This window comes from Cupriavidus sp. SS-3, from assembly GCF_035818815.1.
GTDB classification, from domain to species: Bacteria; Pseudomonadota; Gammaproteobacteria; order Burkholderiales; family Burkholderiaceae; genus Cupriavidus; species Cupriavidus taiwanensis_C.
In genome coordinates this window covers 54,956-75,718 of the sequence record NZ_JAYLVT010000005.1, presented here as the reverse complement: position 1 = coordinate 75,718, position 20,763 = coordinate 54,956, and the positions used below count along the sequence as shown (strand labels likewise).

At 69.7% G+C, this 20,763-nt stretch carries 20 protein-coding genes; 4 read left to right on the top strand and 16 right to left on the bottom strand.

What is annotated here, in order from left to right:
- Window positions 1-40: 40 nt before the first annotated feature.
- The 16 genes from U9J39_RS09935 to U9J39_RS09860 all read right to left on the bottom strand — a co-directional run bounded on the left by U9J39_RS09935 (window position 41) and on the right by U9J39_RS09860 (window position 14,555).
- Complete coding sequence (locus U9J39_RS09935; protein ID WP_115705914.1) at window positions 41-625, bottom strand: BPSL1445 family SYLF domain-containing lipoprotein; 585 nt, start codon at window positions 623-625, stop codon at window positions 41-43.
- Between the two features lie 44 nt (window positions 626-669).
- Window positions 670-1,263: a hypothetical protein gene (locus U9J39_RS09930; protein WP_115679398.1), complete on the bottom strand. Its 594-nt coding sequence runs from the start codon at window positions 1,261-1,263 to the stop codon at window positions 670-672.
- Between the two features lie 198 nt (window positions 1,264-1,461).
- The gene (gene ruvB / locus U9J39_RS09925) at window positions 1,462-2,526 is read right to left on the bottom strand and encodes a Holliday junction branch migration DNA helicase RuvB (protein WP_115679399.1); all 1,065 of its coding nucleotides are present in this window, start codon (window positions 2,524-2,526) and stop codon (window positions 1,462-1,464) included.
- Between the two features lie 58 nt (window positions 2,527-2,584).
- Window positions 2,585-3,166, bottom strand: a complete 582-nt coding sequence (gene ruvA / locus U9J39_RS09920; RefSeq protein WP_018008807.1) for a Holliday junction branch migration protein RuvA — start codon at window positions 3,164-3,166, stop codon at window positions 2,585-2,587.
- Window positions 3,167-3,235: 69 nt separating this feature from the next.
- Complete coding sequence (locus tag U9J39_RS09915) at window positions 3,236-4,480, bottom strand: glycerophosphodiester phosphodiesterase (RefSeq protein WP_115708200.1); 1,245 nt, start codon at window positions 4,478-4,480, stop codon at window positions 3,236-3,238.
- 86 nt (window positions 4,481-4,566) lie between these two features.
- Window positions 4,567-5,112 carry a crossover junction endodeoxyribonuclease RuvC gene (gene ruvC / locus U9J39_RS09910; RefSeq protein WP_115663009.1) on the bottom strand — a complete coding sequence of 182 codons (546 nt, stop codon included), beginning with the start codon at window positions 5,110-5,112 and terminating at the stop codon, window positions 4,567-4,569.
- A 165-nt stretch (window positions 5,113-5,277) separates the two neighbouring features.
- On the bottom strand, window positions 5,278-6,852 hold the full coding sequence (gene purH, locus U9J39_RS09905; protein WP_116312154.1) for a bifunctional phosphoribosylaminoimidazolecarboxamide formyltransferase/IMP cyclohydrolase: 1,575 nt from the start codon (window positions 6,850-6,852) through the stop codon (window positions 5,278-5,280).
- Between the two features lie 22 nt (window positions 6,853-6,874).
- Window positions 6,875-7,108, bottom strand: coding sequence for a Fis family transcriptional regulator (locus U9J39_RS09900; protein WP_010813887.1), 234 nt, complete (start codon window positions 7,106-7,108; stop codon window positions 6,875-6,877).
- Window positions 7,105-8,166, bottom strand: a complete 1,062-nt coding sequence (gene dusB / locus U9J39_RS09895) for a tRNA dihydrouridine synthase DusB (protein WP_115711549.1) — start codon at window positions 8,164-8,166, stop codon at window positions 7,105-7,107. Before dusB ends, U9J39_RS09900 begins: the two co-directional genes overlap by 4 nt.
- Window positions 8,167-8,488: 322 nt before the next feature.
- Window positions 8,489-9,727 (bottom strand): UbiH/UbiF/VisC/COQ6 family ubiquinone biosynthesis hydroxylase, encoded by a 1,239-nt coding sequence (locus U9J39_RS09890; protein WP_326346988.1) that lies wholly within the window; start codon window positions 9,725-9,727, stop codon window positions 8,489-8,491.
- Window positions 9,708-10,187, bottom strand: a complete 480-nt coding sequence (locus tag U9J39_RS09885) for a hypothetical protein (RefSeq protein WP_326346987.1) — start codon at window positions 10,185-10,187, stop codon at window positions 9,708-9,710. Before U9J39_RS09885 ends, U9J39_RS09890 begins: the two co-directional genes overlap by 20 nt.
- The gene (locus tag U9J39_RS09880) at window positions 10,184-11,584 is read right to left on the bottom strand and encodes an aminopeptidase P N-terminal domain-containing protein (RefSeq protein ID WP_326346986.1); all 1,401 of its coding nucleotides are present in this window, start codon (window positions 11,582-11,584) and stop codon (window positions 10,184-10,186) included. The genes U9J39_RS09885 and U9J39_RS09880 overlap by 4 nt, the downstream gene beginning before the upstream one ends.
- Window positions 11,585-11,667: 83 nt before the next feature.
- Window positions 11,668-12,393, bottom strand: a complete 726-nt coding sequence (murU, locus tag U9J39_RS09875) for an N-acetylmuramate alpha-1-phosphate uridylyltransferase MurU (protein ID WP_115679406.1) — start codon at window positions 12,391-12,393, stop codon at window positions 11,668-11,670.
- Window positions 12,390-12,716, bottom strand: a complete 327-nt coding sequence (locus U9J39_RS09870) for an AzlD domain-containing protein (RefSeq protein ID WP_012351792.1) — start codon at window positions 12,714-12,716, stop codon at window positions 12,390-12,392. The genes murU and U9J39_RS09870 overlap by 4 nt, the downstream gene beginning before the upstream one ends.
- Complete coding sequence (locus U9J39_RS09865; RefSeq protein WP_116312158.1) at window positions 12,713-13,516, bottom strand: AzlC family ABC transporter permease; 804 nt, start codon at window positions 13,514-13,516, stop codon at window positions 12,713-12,715. The genes U9J39_RS09870 and U9J39_RS09865 overlap by 4 nt, the downstream gene beginning before the upstream one ends.
- Window positions 13,517-13,520: 4 nt before the next feature.
- Entirely contained in the window at window positions 13,521-14,555 is a 1,035-nt protein-coding gene (locus U9J39_RS09860; protein WP_115708210.1) for an aminoglycoside phosphotransferase family protein, read from the bottom strand.
- A gap of 250 nt (window positions 14,556-14,805) precedes the next feature.
- Between U9J39_RS09860 and U9J39_RS09855 the strand changes: the two genes are divergently transcribed.
- Genes U9J39_RS09855 through rsmA form a run of 4 tightly spaced genes read left to right on the top strand, consistent with a single transcriptional unit; the run spans window position 14,806 to window position 20,718 of the window.
- Complete coding sequence (locus tag U9J39_RS09855; protein ID WP_116312159.1) at window positions 14,806-17,247, top strand: LPS-assembly protein LptD; 2,442 nt, start codon at window positions 14,806-14,808, stop codon at window positions 17,245-17,247.
- Between the two features lie 9 nt (window positions 17,248-17,256).
- Window positions 17,257-18,729: a peptidylprolyl isomerase gene (locus U9J39_RS09850; RefSeq protein ID WP_116312160.1), complete on the top strand. Its 1,473-nt coding sequence runs from the start codon at window positions 17,257-17,259 to the stop codon at window positions 18,727-18,729.
- Between the two features lie 49 nt (window positions 18,730-18,778).
- The gene (gene pdxA, locus U9J39_RS09845) at window positions 18,779-19,867 is read left to right on the top strand and encodes a 4-hydroxythreonine-4-phosphate dehydrogenase PdxA (protein WP_116312161.1); all 1,089 of its coding nucleotides are present in this window, start codon (window positions 18,779-18,781) and stop codon (window positions 19,865-19,867) included.
- A gap of 17 nt (window positions 19,868-19,884) precedes the next feature.
- A complete protein-coding gene (gene rsmA / locus U9J39_RS09840; RefSeq protein ID WP_115679412.1) occupies window positions 19,885-20,718 on the top strand; it encodes a 16S rRNA (adenine(1518)-N(6)/adenine(1519)-N(6))-dimethyltransferase RsmA in 834 nt (277 codons plus the stop codon).
- The last annotated feature ends 45 nt before the right edge of the window (window positions 20,719-20,763 follow it).

Below are 20,763 nucleotides of genomic sequence, written 5' to 3'. Positions count from 1 at the left end.
CAGAGAGGGCGGCCGCTGCCGGAGCGGCATCGCCGTTAGGTCAGATATCCAGCTTGCTGATCTTGGACCCGTTCACCGAGACGTCGAACATCAGGCCGGCGTTGGTCTGCACGAAGGCGATCACCGGCTGCTGGCTGGTCAGCGTGTCGAGCCTGCCGTCCGCGCCGATCTTCGCCACCGCCACGTTGGCATCCGCACCCGCGGTCCAGCCCTTGCTGGATACGAACTTGTTGTAAGCCTCCGGCGTCATGAACATGATGATGACGGCCTTGGACTGCCCGCCGGCGGTCAGCCCGACCGAGGCCTGCGTCGTGCTGTAGTAGCCGACCGTCGCGCCCTTCGATCGCAACGCGCCTTCGCCGTATTCGGCGCCTACGATAAAGCCGCCTGCCAGTACGCGCGGGAACACCAGGATGCCCTGCGCGCGCTGGGCAAGCTCGCGGGAGCCGTTGGCCGAGGAGTACAGCCGGTTCAGCGCGCCATCGACGCCCGCATCGATCTCTTGCTTCTTGGCGACCGGGTCTTTGGACGCCCCGGTGCCGGTGGTGGTACAGCCCGCGGCCATCGCGGTCGCAACGAGCAGGCCCGATCCGGCAACCCGGGTAACAAAGTGGCGACGATTCATAGGTAACCTCCTGATGGGAAAAGTACCGCGCCTGATTCAGTGGCTCAGTTTGCTGCGGCTGCCGCTGGCGCCCTGACCGTAATGGCCACGACTTCACGGTAGACGATCTTGGCCATCTGGCCTTGCTTGATGCCATTCAGATCGATGGCGGGGTCCTGGACCTTGACCGTGCGCAGCGTCTCGCGCGGGCCGCGGAAGGTGAGCAGGCGCTTGGCCGGGTCGACCTTGGTGATCTGGGCGGTCACCGTGGTGGTGATCTCGCGCATGATGCCGGGCTTGCCGCCCTCGGCCGCGCGCGTGGTGCGGTCGACCGATTCGGCCAGTGCCGTCGCCTTGCTGTCGACCGGCTCCAGCGCCGCGACCAGCGCGGCGCCGCGCGCCACGGTCAGGATGTCGCCCTTGCGGATCTGGCCGAAATTGCGGACCTCGTCGCCGCCCACCAGCTCGACCACGTTGCCGCGCGGGCCCTGCACCAGCACCGCCTTGGTTTCTGGATCGATATCGACGATCTTGCCGCTGATGACCGCTTCTTCGGCCACGCCGACGGGCGCCGGCGGGCGCTGGGCGTTGGCACTGCCGGCGCTGAACGCGGCCACGGCGAGAAGTGCGGCTAGCAGGCTGGAACACTGGCGGATCATGGCTTTCCTTGACAGGTTTGCAAAGGCGCCGTGCCCCGGCGGACACAGCCGTCATGGCCCCGGGCAGGTGCCGATGAAGCCATTGTGGACAATCGGCCACCGGCCAGCAATCCACTTCGAAAAAATTTGGGGCGCGAATTTAAAACATTTAATTGAGCGCGACGTGTGCGCCATGGCACACCTCGCCTGGGCACCGGTTCAGGCGTCGCCGAACAGTTCGCCGCCTTCGCCGGCCATGCCTTGCGGGCTGGCCAGGCCGAAATGCCGGTAGGCCGCCGCGGTGGCGACGCGCCCGCGCGGGGTGCGCTGCAGGTAGCCCTGCTGGATCAGGTAGGGTTCGAGCACGTCCTCGATGGTGTCGCGCTCTTCGCCGATCGCGGCGGCGAGGTTGTCCACGCCGACCGGGCCGCCGCCAAACTTGTGCAGCACCGCCTCGAGCAGCTTGCGGTCCATCAGGTCGAAGCCGACGCGGTCGACGTCGAGCATGGCCAGTGCGGCATCCGCCATCTCGCGCGTGATGGTGCCGTCGCCCTTGACCTCGGCATAGTCGCGCACGCGGCGCAGCAGCCGGTTGGCGATGCGGGGCGTGCCGCGCGCGCGCCGGGCGATTTCCAGCGCGCCTTGCGGATCGATGCGGGCATGCAGCAGCTGGGCCGAGCGGCTGACGATGCGGGCCAGCTCCTCGGCGGTGTAGAACTCCAGCCGCGCGACGATGCCGAAGCGGTCGCGCAGCGGGTTGGTCAGCATGCCGGCGCGCGTGGTCGCGCCCACCAGCGTGAACGGCTGCAGGTCCAGCTTGACCGAGCGCGCCGCTGGGCCCTCGCCGATCATGATGTCGATCTGGTAGTCCTCGAGCGCCGGGTACAGGATTTCCTCGACCACCGGCGAGAGCCGGTGGATCTCGTCGATGAAGAGGACGTCGTTGGCTTCGAGGTTGGTCAGCAGCGCGGCGAGGTCGCCGGGTCGCTCCAGCACCGGACCGGAGGTCTGGCGCAGGTTGACCCCCATCTCGCGCGCGATGATGTGGGCCAGCGTGGTCTTGCCCAGCCCGGGCGGGCCGAACAGCAGCACGTGGTCGAGCGCCTCGCGGCGCTTGCGCGCCGCATGCATGAAGATGTCCAGCTGGCCGCGCACCTTTTCCTGGCCGACATACTCGTCCAGCAGCTTGGGCCGCAGTGCGCGCTCGAACGCCTCCTCCTGCGACGAGGCGGGGGTGGCGGCGATCACGCGGGAGGGAGCGGCAAGCTTGTCTGTTTCGATCATGGTGGTCAGGGGCCCGGACTGCGGCAACAAAGCGCCATTCTACGCGCCAATCCGAAGCTCAACCCTTAGACAGCGCCTTCAGCGCCAGCTTGATGCCCTCGGACACCCCGGTGCCTGCCGGCACCTGCTTGATCGCGGCAGCGGCTTCTTTTTCCGAGTAGCCCAGCGCCAGCAGCGCATTGAGCACGTCGACGGCACTGTCGGGCACCGCCGGCGCGCCGGGCGCGTGGCCCAGTTCCGCGCCCAGCTTGCCCTTGAGCTCCAGCAGCAGGCGCTCGGCGGTCTTCTTGCCGATGCCGGGGATGCGCGTCAGGCGCCCGGCTTCCTGCAGCGTGATCGCCTGCGCCAGCTCGGGCACGGACATGCCCGACAGCACCGCCAGCGCCATGCGCGCGCCGATGCCGGTGATCTTGATCAGCTCGCGAAAGGTGTTGCGCTCGGCCGCGCTGCCGAAGCCGTACAGCAGGTGCGCATCCTCGCGCACGATCAGCTGCGTCAGCAGGGTCACCGGCTGGCCCACCGCCGGCAGGTTGTAGAAGGTGCTCATCGGCACGTCGACCTCGTAGCCGACGCCGTGGCAGTCGACCAGCAGGTGCGGGGGATTCTTCTCGATAAGGGTGCCGGCGATGCGTCCGATCATGGTGCGGGAAAAAACAGGAGGTCAGGAAAGAGGCGGCCGCCAGTGTAGCGCGGCGGCCGCCCGGCCGGCTCAGCGTGCCGGTGTATCGACGGCGCGCCGGCCCAGCGCCGGGTCGTCGGTGAAGAAGCCGTCGATGCCGGCCGCGACGAAGGCCTGCACCTCGCGCTCCATGCCGGCCGGGCTGCGCGTGGCCTCGTCGCCGCCGCTCTGCAGCGCCTTGGGCAGGAAGCTGTTTTCCGGGCGGAAGGTGTACGGATGCACGAACAGGCCGGCGGCATGGGCCTGCTGCACCACCGCGGTCGGCGCGCCCAGCGCACCCTGCGCATCGCGGGGCACCACGCTGCTTTTCTCGGGGCCGATGCCGTCGGCGTAGGCCGCGACTTCGCGCAGGCCGGTCGTACTCAGCATGTCGCCATAGGTGCGGCCGTCGCCGGCCAGCTTCCAGTCGGCCGGGCCCTTGCGCGGGTTGCCGATCAGCTGGACCAGCCTGACGTTGGGCAAGCCGTTGCCCAGCGTGCGCCGCAGCGTGCGCAGGCTGCCGCTCTCGAAACACTGGATGAACACCGGCGCATTGCGCAGGTACGGCTGCGCCCGCACCGCCGCGGCGAGCTTGTCCTCGAGCGGCAGGCCGATGCCGCGGAAGTAGCTGGGGTGCTTCAGCTCGGCATAGATGCCGACGGGTTTGCCGGTGCGCAGCGCGGCCTGCTCGGCCAGGCGCACGATCTCGTCGAAGGTCGGTACTTCGAACTGGTCGTTCAACCGTGCATTGGCCGGGCGCAGGCGCGGAATGCGCTCGCGCGCGCGCAGCGTCTTCAGCTCGGCCAGCGTGAAGTCCTCGGTGAACCAGCCGGTCAGGCGCTCGCCGTCGATCACCTTGGTGCGCTTGCGCTCGGCGAACTGCGGCAGTTCGGCGACGTTGGTGGTGCCGGTGATGTCGTTCTCGTGGCGCGCCACCAGCACGCCGTCGCGGGTCATGACGAGGTCGGGCTCGATCGCGTCGGCACCATCCTCGATCGCCCTGGCGTAGGCGGCCAGCGTATGTTCCGGGCGCAGCGCGCTGGCACCGCGGTGCGCGATCACCAGCGGCTTGGACGGCGGCGCCGCCACCGCGGCAGGAGCACTCGCGGCCGGCGCCGGCGCCGGCGCAGCCGGCGCTGCGGCGCGCTTGGGGCGCGGCGCGGTGGCGCAGCCTGCGGCCAGCACCGCGCACGTCGCGGCGGCAACGGTCGGCAACAGCCAGCGGCGGCAGGCGGCAACAACACGGGCAAGGCTGGCGCGCGGGCGCGGCGCGCGCAGTCGGGACTGGCTAGGCATGCAGCGTTCCTGAGGTGGGACCAAGCCCCGATTGTAAAAGACGCGCAAGCGTGAGGCGGCAGCGGCAAGCACTGCGGCCGGCGTGTTCAGCCGACCAGGCGGCCGCGCCGCACGCGCATGCCCTTGCGCACCAGCTCGGGCGCCAGGCCGGCGAGCGTGCCCAGGGTATCGCCGCCGTTGGCATGGCAGATCGCCACGCCCAGCGCATCGGCGGCGTCGCTGCCCGGCTGGCCGGGCAGCATCAGCAGCCGCGTCACCATTTCCTGCACCTGCGCCTTGTTGGCGCGGCCATAGCCGACCACCGCCACCTTGAGCTGCAGCGCGGTGTATTCGAACACCGGCAGGCCATAGCCGACCAGCCCGCAGATCGCAGCGCCGCGGGCCTGGCCGAGCAGCAGCGTGGATTGCGGGTTGACGTTGACGAAGACTTTCTCGATCGCCGCGCAGTCGGGCGCATAGGTGCGCGACACCTCGCTGATGCCGTCGTACAGCGTTTTCAGCCGTTCCGGCAGGGTCGAGTTGCCGTCGCTCTTGATCGTGCCCGAGGCCACGTAGGCAAGCTTGTTGCCGTGCTTCTCGATCACGCCGAAGCCGGTGGTGCGCAGGCCGGGGTCGATGCCTAGGATTCGCATTGGGTGGGTAGGGTGGATGCCGGTGCTAGTGTATTGCTTTTTGCCGGGGCGTTCGTGCCGGCATTGCTGGCGCACCAAGCAAAAAGCGGTCTCGCTGCCCGCATGGGAGCGAAACCGCTTCGATTGCCGGCGGTCTTGCAACGCAAGACCGCGAGCGTGCCGTGCTTAGTGGCGGAAGTGGCGCGTGCCGGTCAGCACCATGGCAATGCCGCGCTCGTCTGCGGCGGCGATCACTTCGTCGTCGCGCACCGAGCCGCCCGGCTGGATCACGCAGGTCGCGCCCGCGTCGACCACCACGTCGAGGCCGTCGCGGAACGGGAAGAACGCGTCCGATGCCACCGCCGAGCCGGCCAGGGTCAGGCCGGCGTTCTGCGCCTTGATGCTGGCGATGCGGGCCGAATCGACGCGGCTCATCTGGCCGGCGCCCACGCCCAGCGTCATGCCGCCGCCGCAGAACACGATGGCGTTGGACTTGACGAACTTGGCCACGCGCCAGGCGAACATCAGGTCGTCCATTTCCTTCGGCGTCGGGTGGCGGCGCGTCACCACGCGCAGTTCGGACGGCTGCACGTTCTTGGCGTCCGGGCCCTGCACCAGCAGGCCGCCGCCAACGCGCTTGAAGTCGAACTGGTTGATGCCCTTGCCCAGCGGGATCTCGAGCAGGCGCACGTTCTGCTTGGCCGCGAACACCGCGCGCGCGGCGGCGCTGAACGACGGCGCGATCAGCACCTCGACGAACTGCCTGGCCACCGCCTGCGCGGCGGCTTCGTCCAGTTCCACGTTGAAGGCGATGATGCCGCCGAAGGCCGAGGTCGAGTCGGTCTTGAAGGCCTTGTCATACGCTTCCAGCGCGCTGGCGCCCAGCGCCACGCCGCACGGGTTGGCGTGCTTGATGATGACGCAGGCTGCGCCCGCGGCAGCGTCGAACGACTTTACGCACTCCCACGCGGCATCGGCGTCGGCGATGTTGTTGTACGACAGCTCCTTGCCCTGCAGCTGCACATAGTTGGCGAGCGCGCCGTCGACCGCCTTCAGGTCGCGGTAGAACGCCGCCGACTGGTGCGGGTTCTCGCCGTAGCGCATTTCCTGCACCTTGTCGAAAGCCAGGTTCAGGGTTTGCGGGTAGGCGCTGCGGGCCTGGTGCGACTTGTCGGCGCCGAGGCTGGTCAGGTAGTTGGTGATGGCGCCGTCGTACTGCGCGGTGTGCGCGAACACCTTGGTGGCCAGGCGGAAGTTGGTGTCGTAGCCGACGCTGTTGCCGTTGGCGCGCATTTCACCGAGCACCACGGCGTAGTCGGCCGGGTCGACGATCACGGTCACGTCGCGGTGGTTCTTGGCCGCCGAGCGCAGCATGGTCGGGCCGCCGATGTCGATGTTCTCGATCGCGTCCGGCAGCGTGCAGTCATCCTTGGCCACGGTCTGCTGGAACGGGTACAGGTTCACCACCAGCAGGTCGATGGTGGGGATGTTGTGCTCGGCCAGCGCGGCCATGTGCTCGGGCAGGTCGCGGCGCGCCAGGATGCCGCCGTGGACCTTCGGGTGCAGCGTCTTGACGCGGCCGTCGAGCATTTCCGGGAAGCCGGTGTAGTCGGCCACCTCCGTCACGGGCAGGCCGCTGTCGGCCAGCAGCTTGGCGGTGCCGCCGGTGGAAAGCAGCGTGACGCCGAGCGCGTTCAGTTCGCGCGCGAATTCGACGATGCCGGTCTTGTCGGAAACGGAGAGTAGGGCTTGCTTGATCATGGCAGTGGGAAACGCTTCAAATTCAAAGTAAACCGTGCTGCTGCAGCTTCTTGCGCAGCGTATTGCGATTGATGCCCAGGTAGGCGGCCGCCAGCGACTGGTTGCGCTCGGCGCGCACCATCACGGCTTCCAGCAGCGGCCGTTCGACCGCCTCGAGCACCATGTTGTACATGTTCGACGGCTCTTCGCCGTCCAGGTCGCGAAAGTACGTATCCAGGCTTTCCCGGATGCACTGGTCGATAGCGTTGCGGCTCATGCGGCAAGCAACTCCCCGTTTTTGTTGTTGTTCGCTTCGTCTTTGTCTTGCGCCGCGTCGTCGACATACACCAGCCGGTCCGAGAACTGCGCCTGCTCGTCGAAGAACGCATTGACCGCCGCCAGCTGCTCGGCGGTGCTTTCCAGCGTGTTCATGCGGTGGCGGAACAGGTTGGCGCCCCGCAGCCCGCGCGTGTACCAGGCAATGTGCTTGCGCGCGGTGCGCACGCCGGTGAACTCGCCATAGAAGGCGTAGTGGTCTTCCAGGTGTGCGTTCATGATGGCGCGGATCTCGGCCACTTCCGGCGACGGCAGCATCTCGCCGGTCTTCAGGAAGTGCTCGATCTCGCGGAACAGCCAGGGCCGGCCCTGCGCCGCGCGGCCGATCATGAGCGCGTCGGCGCCGGTCAGCGCCAGCACCTGCCTGGCCTTCTGCGGCGTGGTGATGTCGCCGTTGGCGACCACCGGGATCGACAGCTCCGCCTTGACAGCGGCAATAGTCTCGTACTCGGCGTCGCCGTGGTACAGGTCGGCGCGGGTGCGGCCGTGGATGGTCAGCATGCTGATGCCGGCGTCCTCGACCATGCGCGCGATGCGCAGCGCATTGCGGTTTTCGCGGTTCCAGCCGGTTCGGATCTTCAGCGTCACCGGCACGCGCTCGCCGACCGCGGCGACCACCGCCTCGACGATGCGCACCACCAGCGGCTCGTTCTGCAGCAGGGCCGAGCCGGCGGCGACGTTGCACACCTTCTTGGCCGGGCAGCCCATGTTGATGTCGATGATCTGCGCGCCGCGGTCGACGTTGTAGCGCGCCGCCTCGGCCATCATCGACGGCTCGGCGCCGGCAATCTGCACGGCGATCGGTTCGACCTCGCCGGCGTGGTTGGCGCGGCGCATGGTCTTCTCGCTCTTCCACAGCTGCGCGTTGGAGGCGACCATTTCCGACACCGCGTAGCCCGCGCCCAGCTGCTTGCACAGCTGGCGGAAGGGCCGGTCCGTCACGCCCGCCATCGGGGCGACAAACAGGTTGTTGCGGAGTTGGTGAGGTCCGATCTGCACGGCGGTGGTGGCGGTTATGGCGGTGAAGCGGCGATTCTGGTGGCCCGTCCCGGTGGCCCCGGCGTCGCCGCACGACATGCGCCGCGACGGATCGGGACAGTCTGTGCGGGGCGGGAAGGAAACAGAGACGAAACGGAAAAACATGCCCCTGCCGAAATTGCTGCCGGCGGTGGATCGGGACATGTGCGAGGGCAGGATTCTACCGCCAATCGGTCGCGGTTGCCCAAGATTTGAGCATCCGCGGCGCAGCGCGGCGGGGACCGTGGCGCCATGCCACATCGCCAGTGGCGCAAGCGCCACTGGCAGCGTCCGGCCAACCGTTTTAACGGCGCATGCCGAACATCATGTGGCGCGCCAGCGCGTGCCGCAGCGGTGGCAGGCATGCCAGTGCCGCCAGCGACGCGCCGCGGGCATGGGCCGCGAGCGGGTAGGCCACGCCGAACACGCGCGGCAGCAGGTCGGTCACGCCGATGGTGACGGCGCGGTCAAGGCGGTGGCGGGCGGCAAACGCCTGCAGCGCTTGCGGGCTGCAGGCGCCGCGCAGCGAGTCGGCCAGCGCAAACGCATCGCGCAGGCCCAGGTTCAGCCCCTGGCCGGCTACCGGATGCAGCGTTTGCGCGGCATTGCCGACCGCGACCACGCGCCCGTTGACCGTGACCGGCGCGGCATTCAGCCCCAGCGGGAAGGCATGGCGCTTGCCCGCGAGCGTGAACTGGCCCATGCGGTCGCCGAAGGCCTGGCCCAGCTCCGCGGCAAACTGCGCCTCCGGCAGCGCGATGCGGCGCGCAGCCCGTTCCGGCGGGCAGCACCACACCAGCGCGTAGCCGGGCGTGCCGTGTTCCTCGTGCGGCAGCAGCGCCAGCGGGCCTTCCTCGGTGAAGCGCTCCCAGGCCCAGCCGGGCTGCGGGCGCGAGCAGGCCACATGGGCGATCACCGCGGTCTGGCGGTAGTCGCGCGTGCGTGCGCCGCGGCCCTGGTGCGCGGCCTGTTCATGGAACAGCCCGCCCTCGGCCTGGACCGCCACGCGCGCGGCAAACCGTGCCGCCTGGCCGTCGTGGCCAGTTCCCTGCAGATGCACGATGCCGGCGTCGGCCACGTCCGCGCCACGCGGCACCGGATCCTGCTCGATCCGCTCGATGCGGGTTTCGAAGACCCGCCGCAGCTGGCCTTCGCCGGCCGCCTGCGATGCCTGCGCCAGCGCCCGCTCCAGCACGTTGCACAGCTCGCCGTAGCGCACCACGTAGCCGAGCGCGGGCACGCCATAGTCGTCATGGTGCAGGCGGACATGACCGAAGCGGCCGCGCTGCGACACATGGATATGCTCGATCGGGCTGCCCGGCACCGGCCATGCGCCGATCTGCTCGAGCAGCTGACGGCTGCCGTGCGACAAGGCGATCGCGCGCGGGTCGCGCGCCGCGCGCGCCGGCGTGGCGGCGTCTGCCAGCACGATGCGCCAGCCGGTGGTGCGCAACAGCTGGCAGGCCAGCGCCAGCCCGACCGGGCCGCCGCCGACGATGGCGATATCGGCCGGGCCGTCGAAATCAGGCTGCGGGGCCGGCATGGTCGCTGCCTCCTGCAGGGTCTGCGTCGGTTCCGGGCTGGGCTTCGGCGCCGCGCTTCCAGCAGATTGCGTCCGAGCGCGACTTGCCGGCCGCGGCGTCGCGCAGCGCATTGTCGAGCTTTTGCTGGTTGAAGCCCGGCAGCGCACGCAGCTGCTCCAGCAGCGCGGCATGGTTGGCGGCATCGAACGGCACCACGCAGCCCTGGCCCGAGTCCGGCGCGCCGATCAGGATCAGCCAGGCCCGGCCGGCCCAGGGCGCGCGCTCGGACACCCGCACCACCACGCGCTCGAGCACGTTCCAGGCGAGCTCCTCGCGCTGGCCGTCGGGGCGGTGCACCACCACGCGGTCGTCATACAGGTTGACGATGAACGGTTCGGATGGGTCGGGTCGCCGGGCCCTGCCGGCCTGGTCGCGGGCGCCGCCCTGGCCCGGCAGGATCCTGCGCAGCCAGCTGATCATCGCTGCCCCCCGGCGCTGGCGCGGTCGCGCATCAGCGCTTCGATCTCGTCGGCCAGCACCGGCACGCCGCGCGTGATCAGCTCGCAGTCGCCCTCGGTGACCACGGCGTCATCCTCGATGCGGATGCCGATATGCCAGTAGTGCTCGGGCACGTCCTCGGCCGGGCGCACGTAGATGCCGGGCTCGATGGTCAGCACCATGCCGGGCTGCAGCGGCCGCCACGGCCGCTCGCCCTCGCCGCTGTGGCTTGCCACGCGGTACTCGCCCACGTCATGGACATCCATGCCGAGCCAGTGGCCGGTGCGGTGCATGTAGAAGCGGCGGTAGCTGCCGCTGGCCAGCACGTCGTCGAGCGTGCCTTCCTTGTTGCGGTCGAGCAGGCCGGTGTCGAGCATGCCCTGGGCCAGCACGCGCACGGCGGCGTCATGCGGCACGTTGTAGGGCACGCCGGCGCGGGTCTCGTCGATGGCGGCCTGCTGCGCGGCCACCACCAGGTCATACAGCTCGCGCTGTGCCGGCGAGAAGCGGCCCGAGACCGGGAAGGTGCGGGTGATGTCCGAGGCGTAGCCGTCGAGCTCGCAGCCGGCGTCGATCATGCACAGGTCGCCGTCCTTCAGTTCGGTCGGGCCGGCGCGGTAGTGCAGCACGCAGGCGTTGGGGCCGGCGGCGACGATCGAGTTGTAGGCCACGCTCTGCGCGCCATGGCGGCGGAATTCATAGAGCAGCTCGGCCTCGAGGTGGTATTCGCGCAGGCCGGCGCGGGTGGCCTGCATCGCGCGCACATGGGCGCCGGCGGAAATCGCCGCGGCGCGGCGCATGATGGCCAGCTCGCCGGCATCCTTGAACAGCCGCATTTCGTCGAGCAGGGTGCGGATGTCGAGCGCCACCGACGGCGCGGCCACGCCGGCGCGGCCCTGCACGCGCACCGCGTCGAGCCAGCGGCGCATCTGCATGTCGGTGCGGATCGAATCGGCCAGCGGGTAGGCCACCTGCGCGCGGTTGGCCAGTAGCGGCGGCAGCGTGGCGTCGATCTCTTCGACCGAATGCGCTTCGTCGAAGCCGAACGCGGCGCGCGCGCCTTCCGGGCCAAAGCGGAAGCCGTCCCAGATCTCGCGTTCTTCATGCTTGGGGCGGCAGAACAGGATGCTGCGGTCGGCCTCGGCCGGCTCGCCGGGCGCGCCGGCCACCAGCACCAGCACCGCTTCGGGCTCGGTGAAGCCGCTCAGGTAATAGAAATAGCTGTCGTGCCGGTACGGATAGTCGCTGTCGCGGTTGCGCATGGCTTCCGGCGCCGTGGGCAGGATCGCCACGCCGCCGCCGCCGGCGCGCAGGTGCTGCAGCACTCGGGCGCGGCGTTCGCGGCAGGCGGCGAGGAGGGCGGTGTCGGGTGCGGACATTGGTCTGGCCTGATAAGGAGGATCAGGCCGATTCTACCGCCGCTGGCGGCGCCGCTGCGCCAGTGGCGCCAAAGTCGCGCGCGCTAGCGCCCCGGTGCGGCCGACAGCATCGCGTCCAGCTCGGTCAGCTGCGCCGGCGTGCCGACGTTCTCCCAGCGACCGTCGAAGCGCTCGCCGGTGGCGGTGCCGGCGGCGATGCCGGCATGGTAGATCGGCGTCATCGCCAGCCGCGTGCCCGGCACGATATCGGTAAACAGCCGGGTGTCGTACAGCCCGATATTGCCGAAGGTGAGGCGCGCGCCGGTGGCCGGCTCGGCCTCGAGCGAGAGCCGGCCGTGGTCGTCCAGCGCGAAATCCCCGCGCGGATGGAACGGCGGGTTCGGCACCATCACCAGGTGCATGTGCGGCGCGGCCGCGCCGGCCAGCGCCTGCGCGCGCGGCAGCAGCGCGCGGAAATCGTAGTCGCAGAAGATGTCGCCGGACACCGCCAGGAAGATCTCGCCGCGGACCGGGTCGTGCGACAGCAGCGGCAGGGCCTTGGCGATGCCGCCGGCGGTTTCCAGCGCCTCGCCCTCGGCCGAATAGGCGATGCGCACGCCGAAGCGGCTGCCGTCGCCCAGCGCCGCTTCGATCTGCGCGCCCAGCCAGGCGTGGTTGATGACGATGTCGCGCAGCCCGGCGCGCGCCAGCGCTTCGATCTTCCAGACGATCAGCGGCTTGCCGCCCACCGCCAGCAGCGGCTTGGGGCAGGCATCGGTCAGCGGACGCATGCGGTCGCCGCGGCCGGCGGCAAAGATCATCACCTTCATCGGAACAGGGCCTCCAGGGCAAGCAGCGTGGCCATGCCGCCGGCAATGGTCCAGCCCACGCTGCGGGTACGTGCGGCAATCAGGATGGCGACCACGCCGGCCACCAGCCTGGCGTTGGTCGGGGTCAGGGCGAGCTCGCCCTGCTGCATCAGCAGGTCGGGTGCGATCAGCGCCGACAGCATCGCGGCCGGCACGAACTGCAGCGCGGTGCGAAACCACGACGGCAGCCGCACCCGGCCTTCGACGGCAATGAACGACAGGCGGATCAGGAAGGTGGCCAGGCCCGCGGCCAGGAACACCCACAGCAGCGTCAGCGCGCTCATGCGGCCTCCTTGCCGGCGGTGCCGGCAGTGCCGCCGTCGGCGGCGTGGCTGGCGGCACGGGGCCCGGGGCGGTTGCCGCGTCCCAGCACCAGCATGCCGACGGCGATGCCGCCCAGCGCCGCCACCATCAGGCCGAGCTTGTGCGGCAGGCTGTAGCAGGCCACCGCCAGCGCGCTGGCGGCCAGCGCCGCGGCGACATGCGAGCGGTGTTTGAGGCCGGGCACGATGATGCCGATAAAGGTCAGCGGCAGGAAGAAATCCAGCGGCCAGTGGCGCGGCACCTGGGCCCCGACCAGCACGCCGGCCAGCGTCGACAGCTGCCAGCTGGCCCACAGCGCGAAGCCGCCGCCAAAGTAATACCAGTGGCGGTAGCGGGCGCGCGGGCCGGTGTCGCCCAGCCGGTGCGTCATCGCGGCAAAGGCCTCGTCGGTCAGCAGGTAGGCGATCAGCGCCTTCCAGCGCCGCGGCAGGTGGGCCAGGGTCGGCGCGATGGTGGCCGAGTACAGCGCGTGGCGCAGGTTGACCATGGCCACCGTCAGCGTGATCACCACCGCCGGGGTGCCGGCGGTCCACAGCTGGGTCAGGATCATCTGCGAGGCGCCGCCGAACACGATCGCGCTCATGGCGCAGGCGAGCCAGGCGGGCATGCCCGCGCCGACCGCCAGCACGCCGTAGATCAGCCCGAACGGCACCACGCCCAGCAGCATCGGCGCGAGCGCGCGCGCACCGGCCAGCCATTCGCCGGCGGCGGTGATGGCGGGCACGGCATTGTCGTCCGGACCGGTTGCGTCGGCGCGCATGGCGTCAGAACGTATAGCCAGCCGGGCTGGACACGCCTTCGAGCGCGTCCAGCAGGCGGATCAGCTTGCGCAGTTCGGTATAGCGCCCGGCCACCTGGCGCGTGTACTTCATCACCAGCGGCAGGTTGGCGAGGTAGCCGTCCTTGCCGTCGCGGTGGTACAGGCGGGCAAAGATGCCCAGCACCTTGAGATGGCGCTGCAGCCCCATCCACTCGAAGTCGCGGTAGAACTCGCCGAAGTCGGAATTGACCGGCAGCGCGGCCTTGCGCGCGCGCTCCCAGTAGCGGATCAGCCAGTCCAGCTGCTGCTCCTCATCCCATTCGATATAGGCATCGCGCCACAGCGACACCGCATCGTAGGTGATCGGGCCGGTCACCGCGTCCTGGAAGTCCAGCACGCCCGGGTTGGCGGTGCCCTCGAGCACCATCAGGTTGCGCGAGTGGAAATCGCGGTGCACGTAGACCTGGGGCTGGGCGAGGTTGTTGGCTAGCAGCGCTTCCGTCACTTCGTGCCAGTCAGCCTGCTGGGCCTCGGACAGCGTGGCGCCGAGGTGCCTGGCCACGTACCACTGCGGGAACAGGTCGAGTTCGCGCTGCAGCAGCGCGCGGTCGTAGGCGGGCAGTTCGCCGGGGCGCGTGGCGGCCTGGATGCGGACCAGCGCGGCGGCTGCGTCGGTGTAGAGGCCGTGCGCGGAGGAATCGTCCAGCTTCGACAGGTAGGTCTGGCTGCCAAGGTCGGCCAGCAGCAGGAAACCCTGGTCCAGGTCCTGCGCCAGCACCGTCGGCACGGTCACGCCGGCGGCGCCGAACAGCCCGCACACGTGGATGAACGGGCGGCAGTCCTCGTGCGCCGGCGGGGCGTCCATCACGATCGCGGTGGGATGCGCGCGATGGCCGGTGCGGACGCGGAAATAGCGCCGGAAGCTGGCATCGGCCGAAGCCGGCACGCAGGAATCGGGATCGGCGGACCATGCCGGTCCGAGTCCGGCCACCCAGGCCTTGAGCTGGTCCAGGCGCGGGTCGTGGGGAAGAGCTGCCATACAGGTACTTGTCGGAGGCACGTGTGGGGATGGGGCGCGGGGGCGGAACGAAAGTGAGAGCCCTCGATGACCGGAAATGAAACCGGAAGTAAGCGGCAAGAGCACCCCGGGTTGCCCCGTATAATACCCGACCAGACCGGGGCGCCGGTGGCCTCCGGCAGGGGCCGCGTTGCCCCGCAGCCTGCCCCGGCGGGGGCCTGGCGGCCTGCAGGCGAGCCGCTGCCCGTGCCGAGACTGACCACCCGTGCGAATGACCGAACCACAACGATCACCGAACAACAGGGCCTTGCCTTCGCCTGCTTCCCCCCGCGCCCCGGCCCGAGCCCGGCGCGGCGGCAGCCTGCACGCGGGCGCGCTGCGACCGCTGGTGCTGGCCATGGCCGGCCTGTCGGCCGGGGCCCATGGGCAGATGACCGGCTCGGCGATCCCCGACCTCGACCAGGTCGAGCCGGTGTTCGAAGCCGCGCCGCCGGCGCCGCCGCTGCCGGTGGAGTCCGGCGAACTGGTGCCGCGCCTGGCCGAGCCCGCCGCCAGGGCCGAGTCCGATCCCGACGCCCCCACCTTCATCGAAGCCGACCGCATGACCGGCTACAGCGAGCGCGGCGTCGAACTCGAAGGCCACGCCGAACTGCGCCGCGACGGCGGCGTAATCAAGGGCGACAAGCTCACCTACGACCAGGACACCGACGAGGCCTTCGCGCAGGGCAATGTGCGCATGTCGCGCGGCGGCGCGCTGGCGGTGGGGCCGGAAGCGCGGCTCAAGGTCGAGGCCAACGAAGGCTACATGCTGTCGCCGGACTACTATTTCCAGCAGACCGGCGGCACCGGCAAGGCCGAGCGCATCGATTTCCTCGACCAGAACCGCAGCACGGCCCGGCAGGCGTCGTACACCACCTGCTCGCCCGACAATGCCGACTGGTATTTCAGCGCCAACCGGATCGACCTGGACAGCGACCGCCAGGTGGGCGTGGCCTACGGCGGCGTGCTGAACTTCTTCGGCGTGCCGGTCGCCGCCGCGCCCGCGTTCAGCTTCCCGCTGAACGACGATCGCCGCAGCGGCTTCCTGCCGCCGCTGATGGGCTACAGCTCGAAGTCCGGTTTCGACGTCACCGCGCCGTACTACGTCAATATCGCGCCCAACCGCGACCTGACCATCTACCCGCGGCTGATGACCGAGCGCGGGCTGCAGCTCGGCGGCGAATACCGCTATCTGAGCGAGACCTACTCCGGGCGCGTGCGCGCCGAGTTCCTGCCGGACGACAGGAAGACCAACTCGAACCGCTGGGCCTATTCGCTGCAGCATACCCAGCGGCTGGCGCCGGGACTGGCCGCGTACCTGAACCTGAACCGGGTGTCCGATGACCGCTACCCGGACGACTTCAACCGCAGCGTGTCGCAATCGACGCTGCGGCAGTACACGCAGGAGGGCGGCGTCACCTACAACTGGCAGGACTTCACCCTGCTGGCGCGGGTGCAGAAGTTCCAGACGCTGCGCCCCAGCGAGCCCTCGTACGAGCGCGTGCCGCAGCTGAACGGCAAGTACATCCGCTATGACCTGGGCGGCTTCGACGTGCAGATGGAAGCCGACTATACCCGCTTCCGCATCCCGCTGACGTCCACCGGCTTCCAGCAGCCGCAGGGCGAGCGCATGTATTTCCAGCCCAGCATCAGCTACCCGATCGTGCGCGCGGGCTGGTACGTCACGCCCAAGGTGTCGTTCAGCGCCGCGCAGTACCAGATGGAAGCGGCCACCAATACGCCGACCGCGCAGAACAACCTGTCGCGCGCGATCCCGACCGTCAGCCTGGATTCGGGCATGACCTTCGAGCGCGACGCGCCGACCATCAGCCGCCTGTTCGGGGTCAACTACGTGCAGACGCTGGAGCCGCGCCTGTTCTACGTCTACACGCCGTTCCGCGACCAGAGCCAGTTCCCGCTGTTCGACACGGTGCAGTCCGACTTCGGCTACGGGCAGATCTTCAGCGAGAACCCGTTCACCGGCTACGACCGCATCGCCGACAACAACAAGCTGACCGGCGGCGTGACCACGCGCCTGATCGAGTCCGATACCGGCATCGAACGCTTCCGCGGCACCATTGCCCAGCGCTATGACTTCACCGGGCAGCGCGTGCAGCTCAACGGCACGCTGGCCGATCCCAAGTCGGGCTCGTCGGACCTGCTCGCCGCCACCACCATCCAGCTGTTCCGCGGCTACTATCTGGATGCGGGGGTGCAGTACAACCCCGATTCGGACCGGATCAGCTACGGCAACGTGGCGTTTACCTACCGCCCCGAGTCGCGCAAGGTGTTCAACGCCGGCTACCGCTACCGCCGGCCGACCTCGGTGACCGACAATACCGCGATCGACCAGTTCGAGCTGTCGAGCCAGTGGCCGATCACGCGCCGGGCCTACGGCATCGCGCGCTTCGCCTTCGACCTGACCGCCAGCCAGATGGTCGATGCGCTCGCCGGCGTCGAGTACGCCGCGGACTGCTGGGTCGGCCGCGTGGTCTACCAGCGTTTCCGCAACACCACGCAGGGCTACACCGGGCGGGTCTTCCTGCAGGTGGAGTTCCGTGGCCTTTCCAAGATCGGGTCCAACCCGTTGAACATCCTGCGCCTGAACGTGCCGGGCTACGAGCCGGTCTCGGCCAAGCCGGTGCCGACGACCCAGTTCGATCACTATGAATGACGGATTACGATGAAACGTCAAGAATTCGCCGTGTTTTCCTTTTTGCTGACGTCCTGGCACCGGCTGCTGTTGCCGGCCGTGCTGGCCGCGATGACGATGCCCGCCGCCGCGCAACTGAAGGCCCCCGGCACGCCGCGCGCCAGCGGCATCTTCGTGCCGCAGGCGTCCGACGTCACCGCGCCGTCCAGCCAGCCCAAGCTGGGCGTGCCGCAGGCCGGCGGCCAGAAGCGCTCGCAGCTGATCGACGAAGTGGTGGCGGTGGTCAACAACAGCGTGATCACGCGGCGCGAACTGCTTGACCGCGCCGACGAGATCGAAAGCCAGCTGCGTGCCGGCGGCCGTCCGGTGCCCGCGCGCGCCGACCTGCTGGGCGAGGTGCTCGAGCGCCTGGTGATGGAGCGCGTGCAGACCCAGGCCGCGCAAGACGCCGGCATCCGCGTCACCGACCAGGAAGTCGACCGCGCGATCGAATCGGTGGCGCAGCAGAACCAGATGAACGCGGCCGAGCTGCGCCGCCGGGTCGAGAGCAGCGGCATGACCTGGACCAAGTACCGCGACGAGCTGCGCAAGCAGGTGCAGGTGATCCGCCTGCGCGAGCGCGAGGTCGACTCCAAGGTGCAGGTCTACGACGGCGAGATCGACAACTACCTGGCGGCGCGCGGCGGCCAGGGCGCGGCCGGCGGCCCGACTGAATACAACATGGCGCAGATCCTCGTGCGCGTGCCCGAGAATGCCTCGGACGCCCAGAAGCAGGCGCTGCGCGCCAAGGCCGACGGGCTGCTCAAGCAGGCCCTGGAGGGCGCCGACTTCGCGCAGCTGGCGCAGGCCAGCTCCGAAGGGCCCGAAGCGGCCCAGGGCGGTGCCATGGGCTTCCGCGAAATCGGCCGCCTGCCGGCGCTGTTCGCCAATGCCGTGGTCGACCTGCAGCCGGGCGCGGTGGCGCCGCAGGTGGTCGAGAGCGCCGCCGGCTTCCACGTGATCAAACTGGTGGCCAAGCGCGCGGCGCCGGCCTCGGGCCCGGCCGCGGCCGGCAAGATCACGCAGACCCAGGTGCGCCACATCCTGATCCGCACCGGCCCCAACATGCCCGAGGCCGAGGCGCGCCGCCAGCTCGGCACGCTGCGCGACCGCATCACCCATGGCGGCGACTTTGCCGATGCGGCCAAGCGCTTCTCGCAGGACGGCTCGGCGCAGAACGGCGGCGACCTGGGCTGGGTGTCGCCGGGCGAACTGGTGCCCGAGTTCGAGCAGGCCATGAGCCGGCTGCGCCCGAACGAGATCTCCGAGCCGGTGGTCACGCAGTTCGGCGTGCACCTGATCCAGGTGCTGAACCGCCGCGAGACCGAGCTGTCGCCGGAGAAGCAGCGCGACTTTGCCCGCGCCGAGGTCCGCGAGCAGAAGCTGCGCGCCGCCTATGATGACTGGGTGCGCCAGCTGCGTTCGCAGGCGTACGTGGAGTACCGGGTCAACCGGCAGCGCTGACGCGCCGGTGCCCGTCCGCCCATCAGCGCCGCCACCCGCGCCCACCGACATGCCCGACCCGCTAGCCCTGGCCATTTCCACCGGAGAACCCGCCGGCATCGGCCCCGATATCACCATCGGCGCGCTGCTGCAGCTGGCGGGCGCCAACCATGGCTATGACGGCGCAGCCTACCGCTTCCATGTGCTGGGCGATGCCCGCCTGCTGGCCGAACGGGCCGAGGCAATTGGCGTCACCCATGCCTGGGAGCGGCGCCTTGCCGACGGCGGCGTGGTGATCGAGGACATCGCGCTGGCGGTGGCGTGCGAGGCCGGACGGCTCGATGCGCGCAACGGCCGCTATGTGCTGAAGCTGCTCGATGCCGCCATCGACGGCTGCCGGCCGCGCGGCGGCGCCGCGCCCCGGTATGCCGCGATGGTCACGGCGCCGGTGCAGAAGAGCACCATCAACGACGCCGGCGTGCCCTTCACCGGCCATACCGAATACCTCGCCGAAAGCGCCGGCGTGCCGCGCGTGGTGATGATGCTGGCCGGCCCGCAGCCGGCGCACGACGATGCCATGCTGCGCGTGGCGCTGGCCACCACCCACCTGCCGCTGCGCGCGGTGCCCGATGCGCTGTCGGTGCCGCTGCTGGTGCAGACGCTGGCGATCATCGATGCCGACCTGCGCCGCTGCTTCGGCATCGCGCGGCCGCGCATCCTGGTCACGGGCCTGAACCCGCACGCCGGCGAAAGCGGCCATATGGGCCGCGAAGAGATCGACATCATCGCGCCCGCGCTGGCGCAGGCCAAGGATGCCGGCATCGACGCGCGCGGGCCGTTCCCGGCCGACACGCTGTTCCAGCCGCGCCACCTGCGCGATGCCGACTGCGTGCTGGCGATGTACCATGACCAGGGGCTGGCGCCGCTCAAGTACGGCACCTTCGGCCACGGCGTGAACATCACGCTGGGGCTGCCCTTCATCCGCACGTCGGTGGACCACGGCACCGCGCTCGACCTCGCCGGCACCGGCCAGGCCGAGCACGGCAGCATGATCGAGGCCATTCGCACGGCGGTTATCATGTCTGGCCACGCCAACGGCCGACGGCCCGGCGGCGGTGCCCCGGGCCATATCCCTACCGGCACGCAGCCGCCATGCTGACGCCGGACTAATACATCATGCGTTCTAACGTGCACCAGGGCCATGTGGCCCGCAAACGATTCGGGCAGAACTTCCTGGTCGACGACACCATCATCCACGGCATCGTCAATGCCATCAGCCCGCAGGCCGGCGACGTGCTGGTCGAGATCGGGCCGGGCCTGGGCGCGCTGACCGACCCGCTGCTCGAGCGGATCGCGCAGATGCAGGTGGTCGAACTGGACCGCGACCTGGTCGAGCGGCTGCGCCGCCGCTATGGCGAGCGCCTGCAGGTCCACGCCGGCGACGCGCTCGACTTCGACTTCGACAAGCTGGCCGTGCCCGGCCGACCGCTGCGCATCGTCGGCAACCTGCCGTACAACATTTCAAGCCCGCTGCTGTTCCACCTGATGGAGTTTGCCGACCACGTGCACGATCAGCACTTCATGCTGCAGAAGGAGGTGGTCGAGCGCATGGTCGCCGAGCCCGGCAGCAAGGCCTTCGGCCGGCTGTCGATCATGCTGCAGGTGCGCTACTACATGGAGCACGTGCTGGACGTGCCGCCGGGCGCCTTCAATCCGCCGCCCAAGGTCGACTCCGCCGTGGTCCGCATGATCCCGTGGCCGCGCCACGGCGATGGCCGGCTGCGTTCACCGCATGCCGATTGCGACATCACCGTGCTCGGCGACGTGGTCACGGCGGCGTTCTCGCAGCGGCGCAAGGTGCTGCGCAACACGCTCTCGTTCCTGCGCGACCAGGTCGATTTCGATGCCATGGGTTTCGACCTGGGCCGGCGCGCCGAGGAAGTGCCGGTCGGCGAGTATGTCGAGCTGGCCCGGCGCCTGGGCGACAAGGCCTCGGGTCAGGCCGCCTGAGCGCGGCAGCCGAATTCCCGCATTCCCAAAGCATCCCGATTCTCC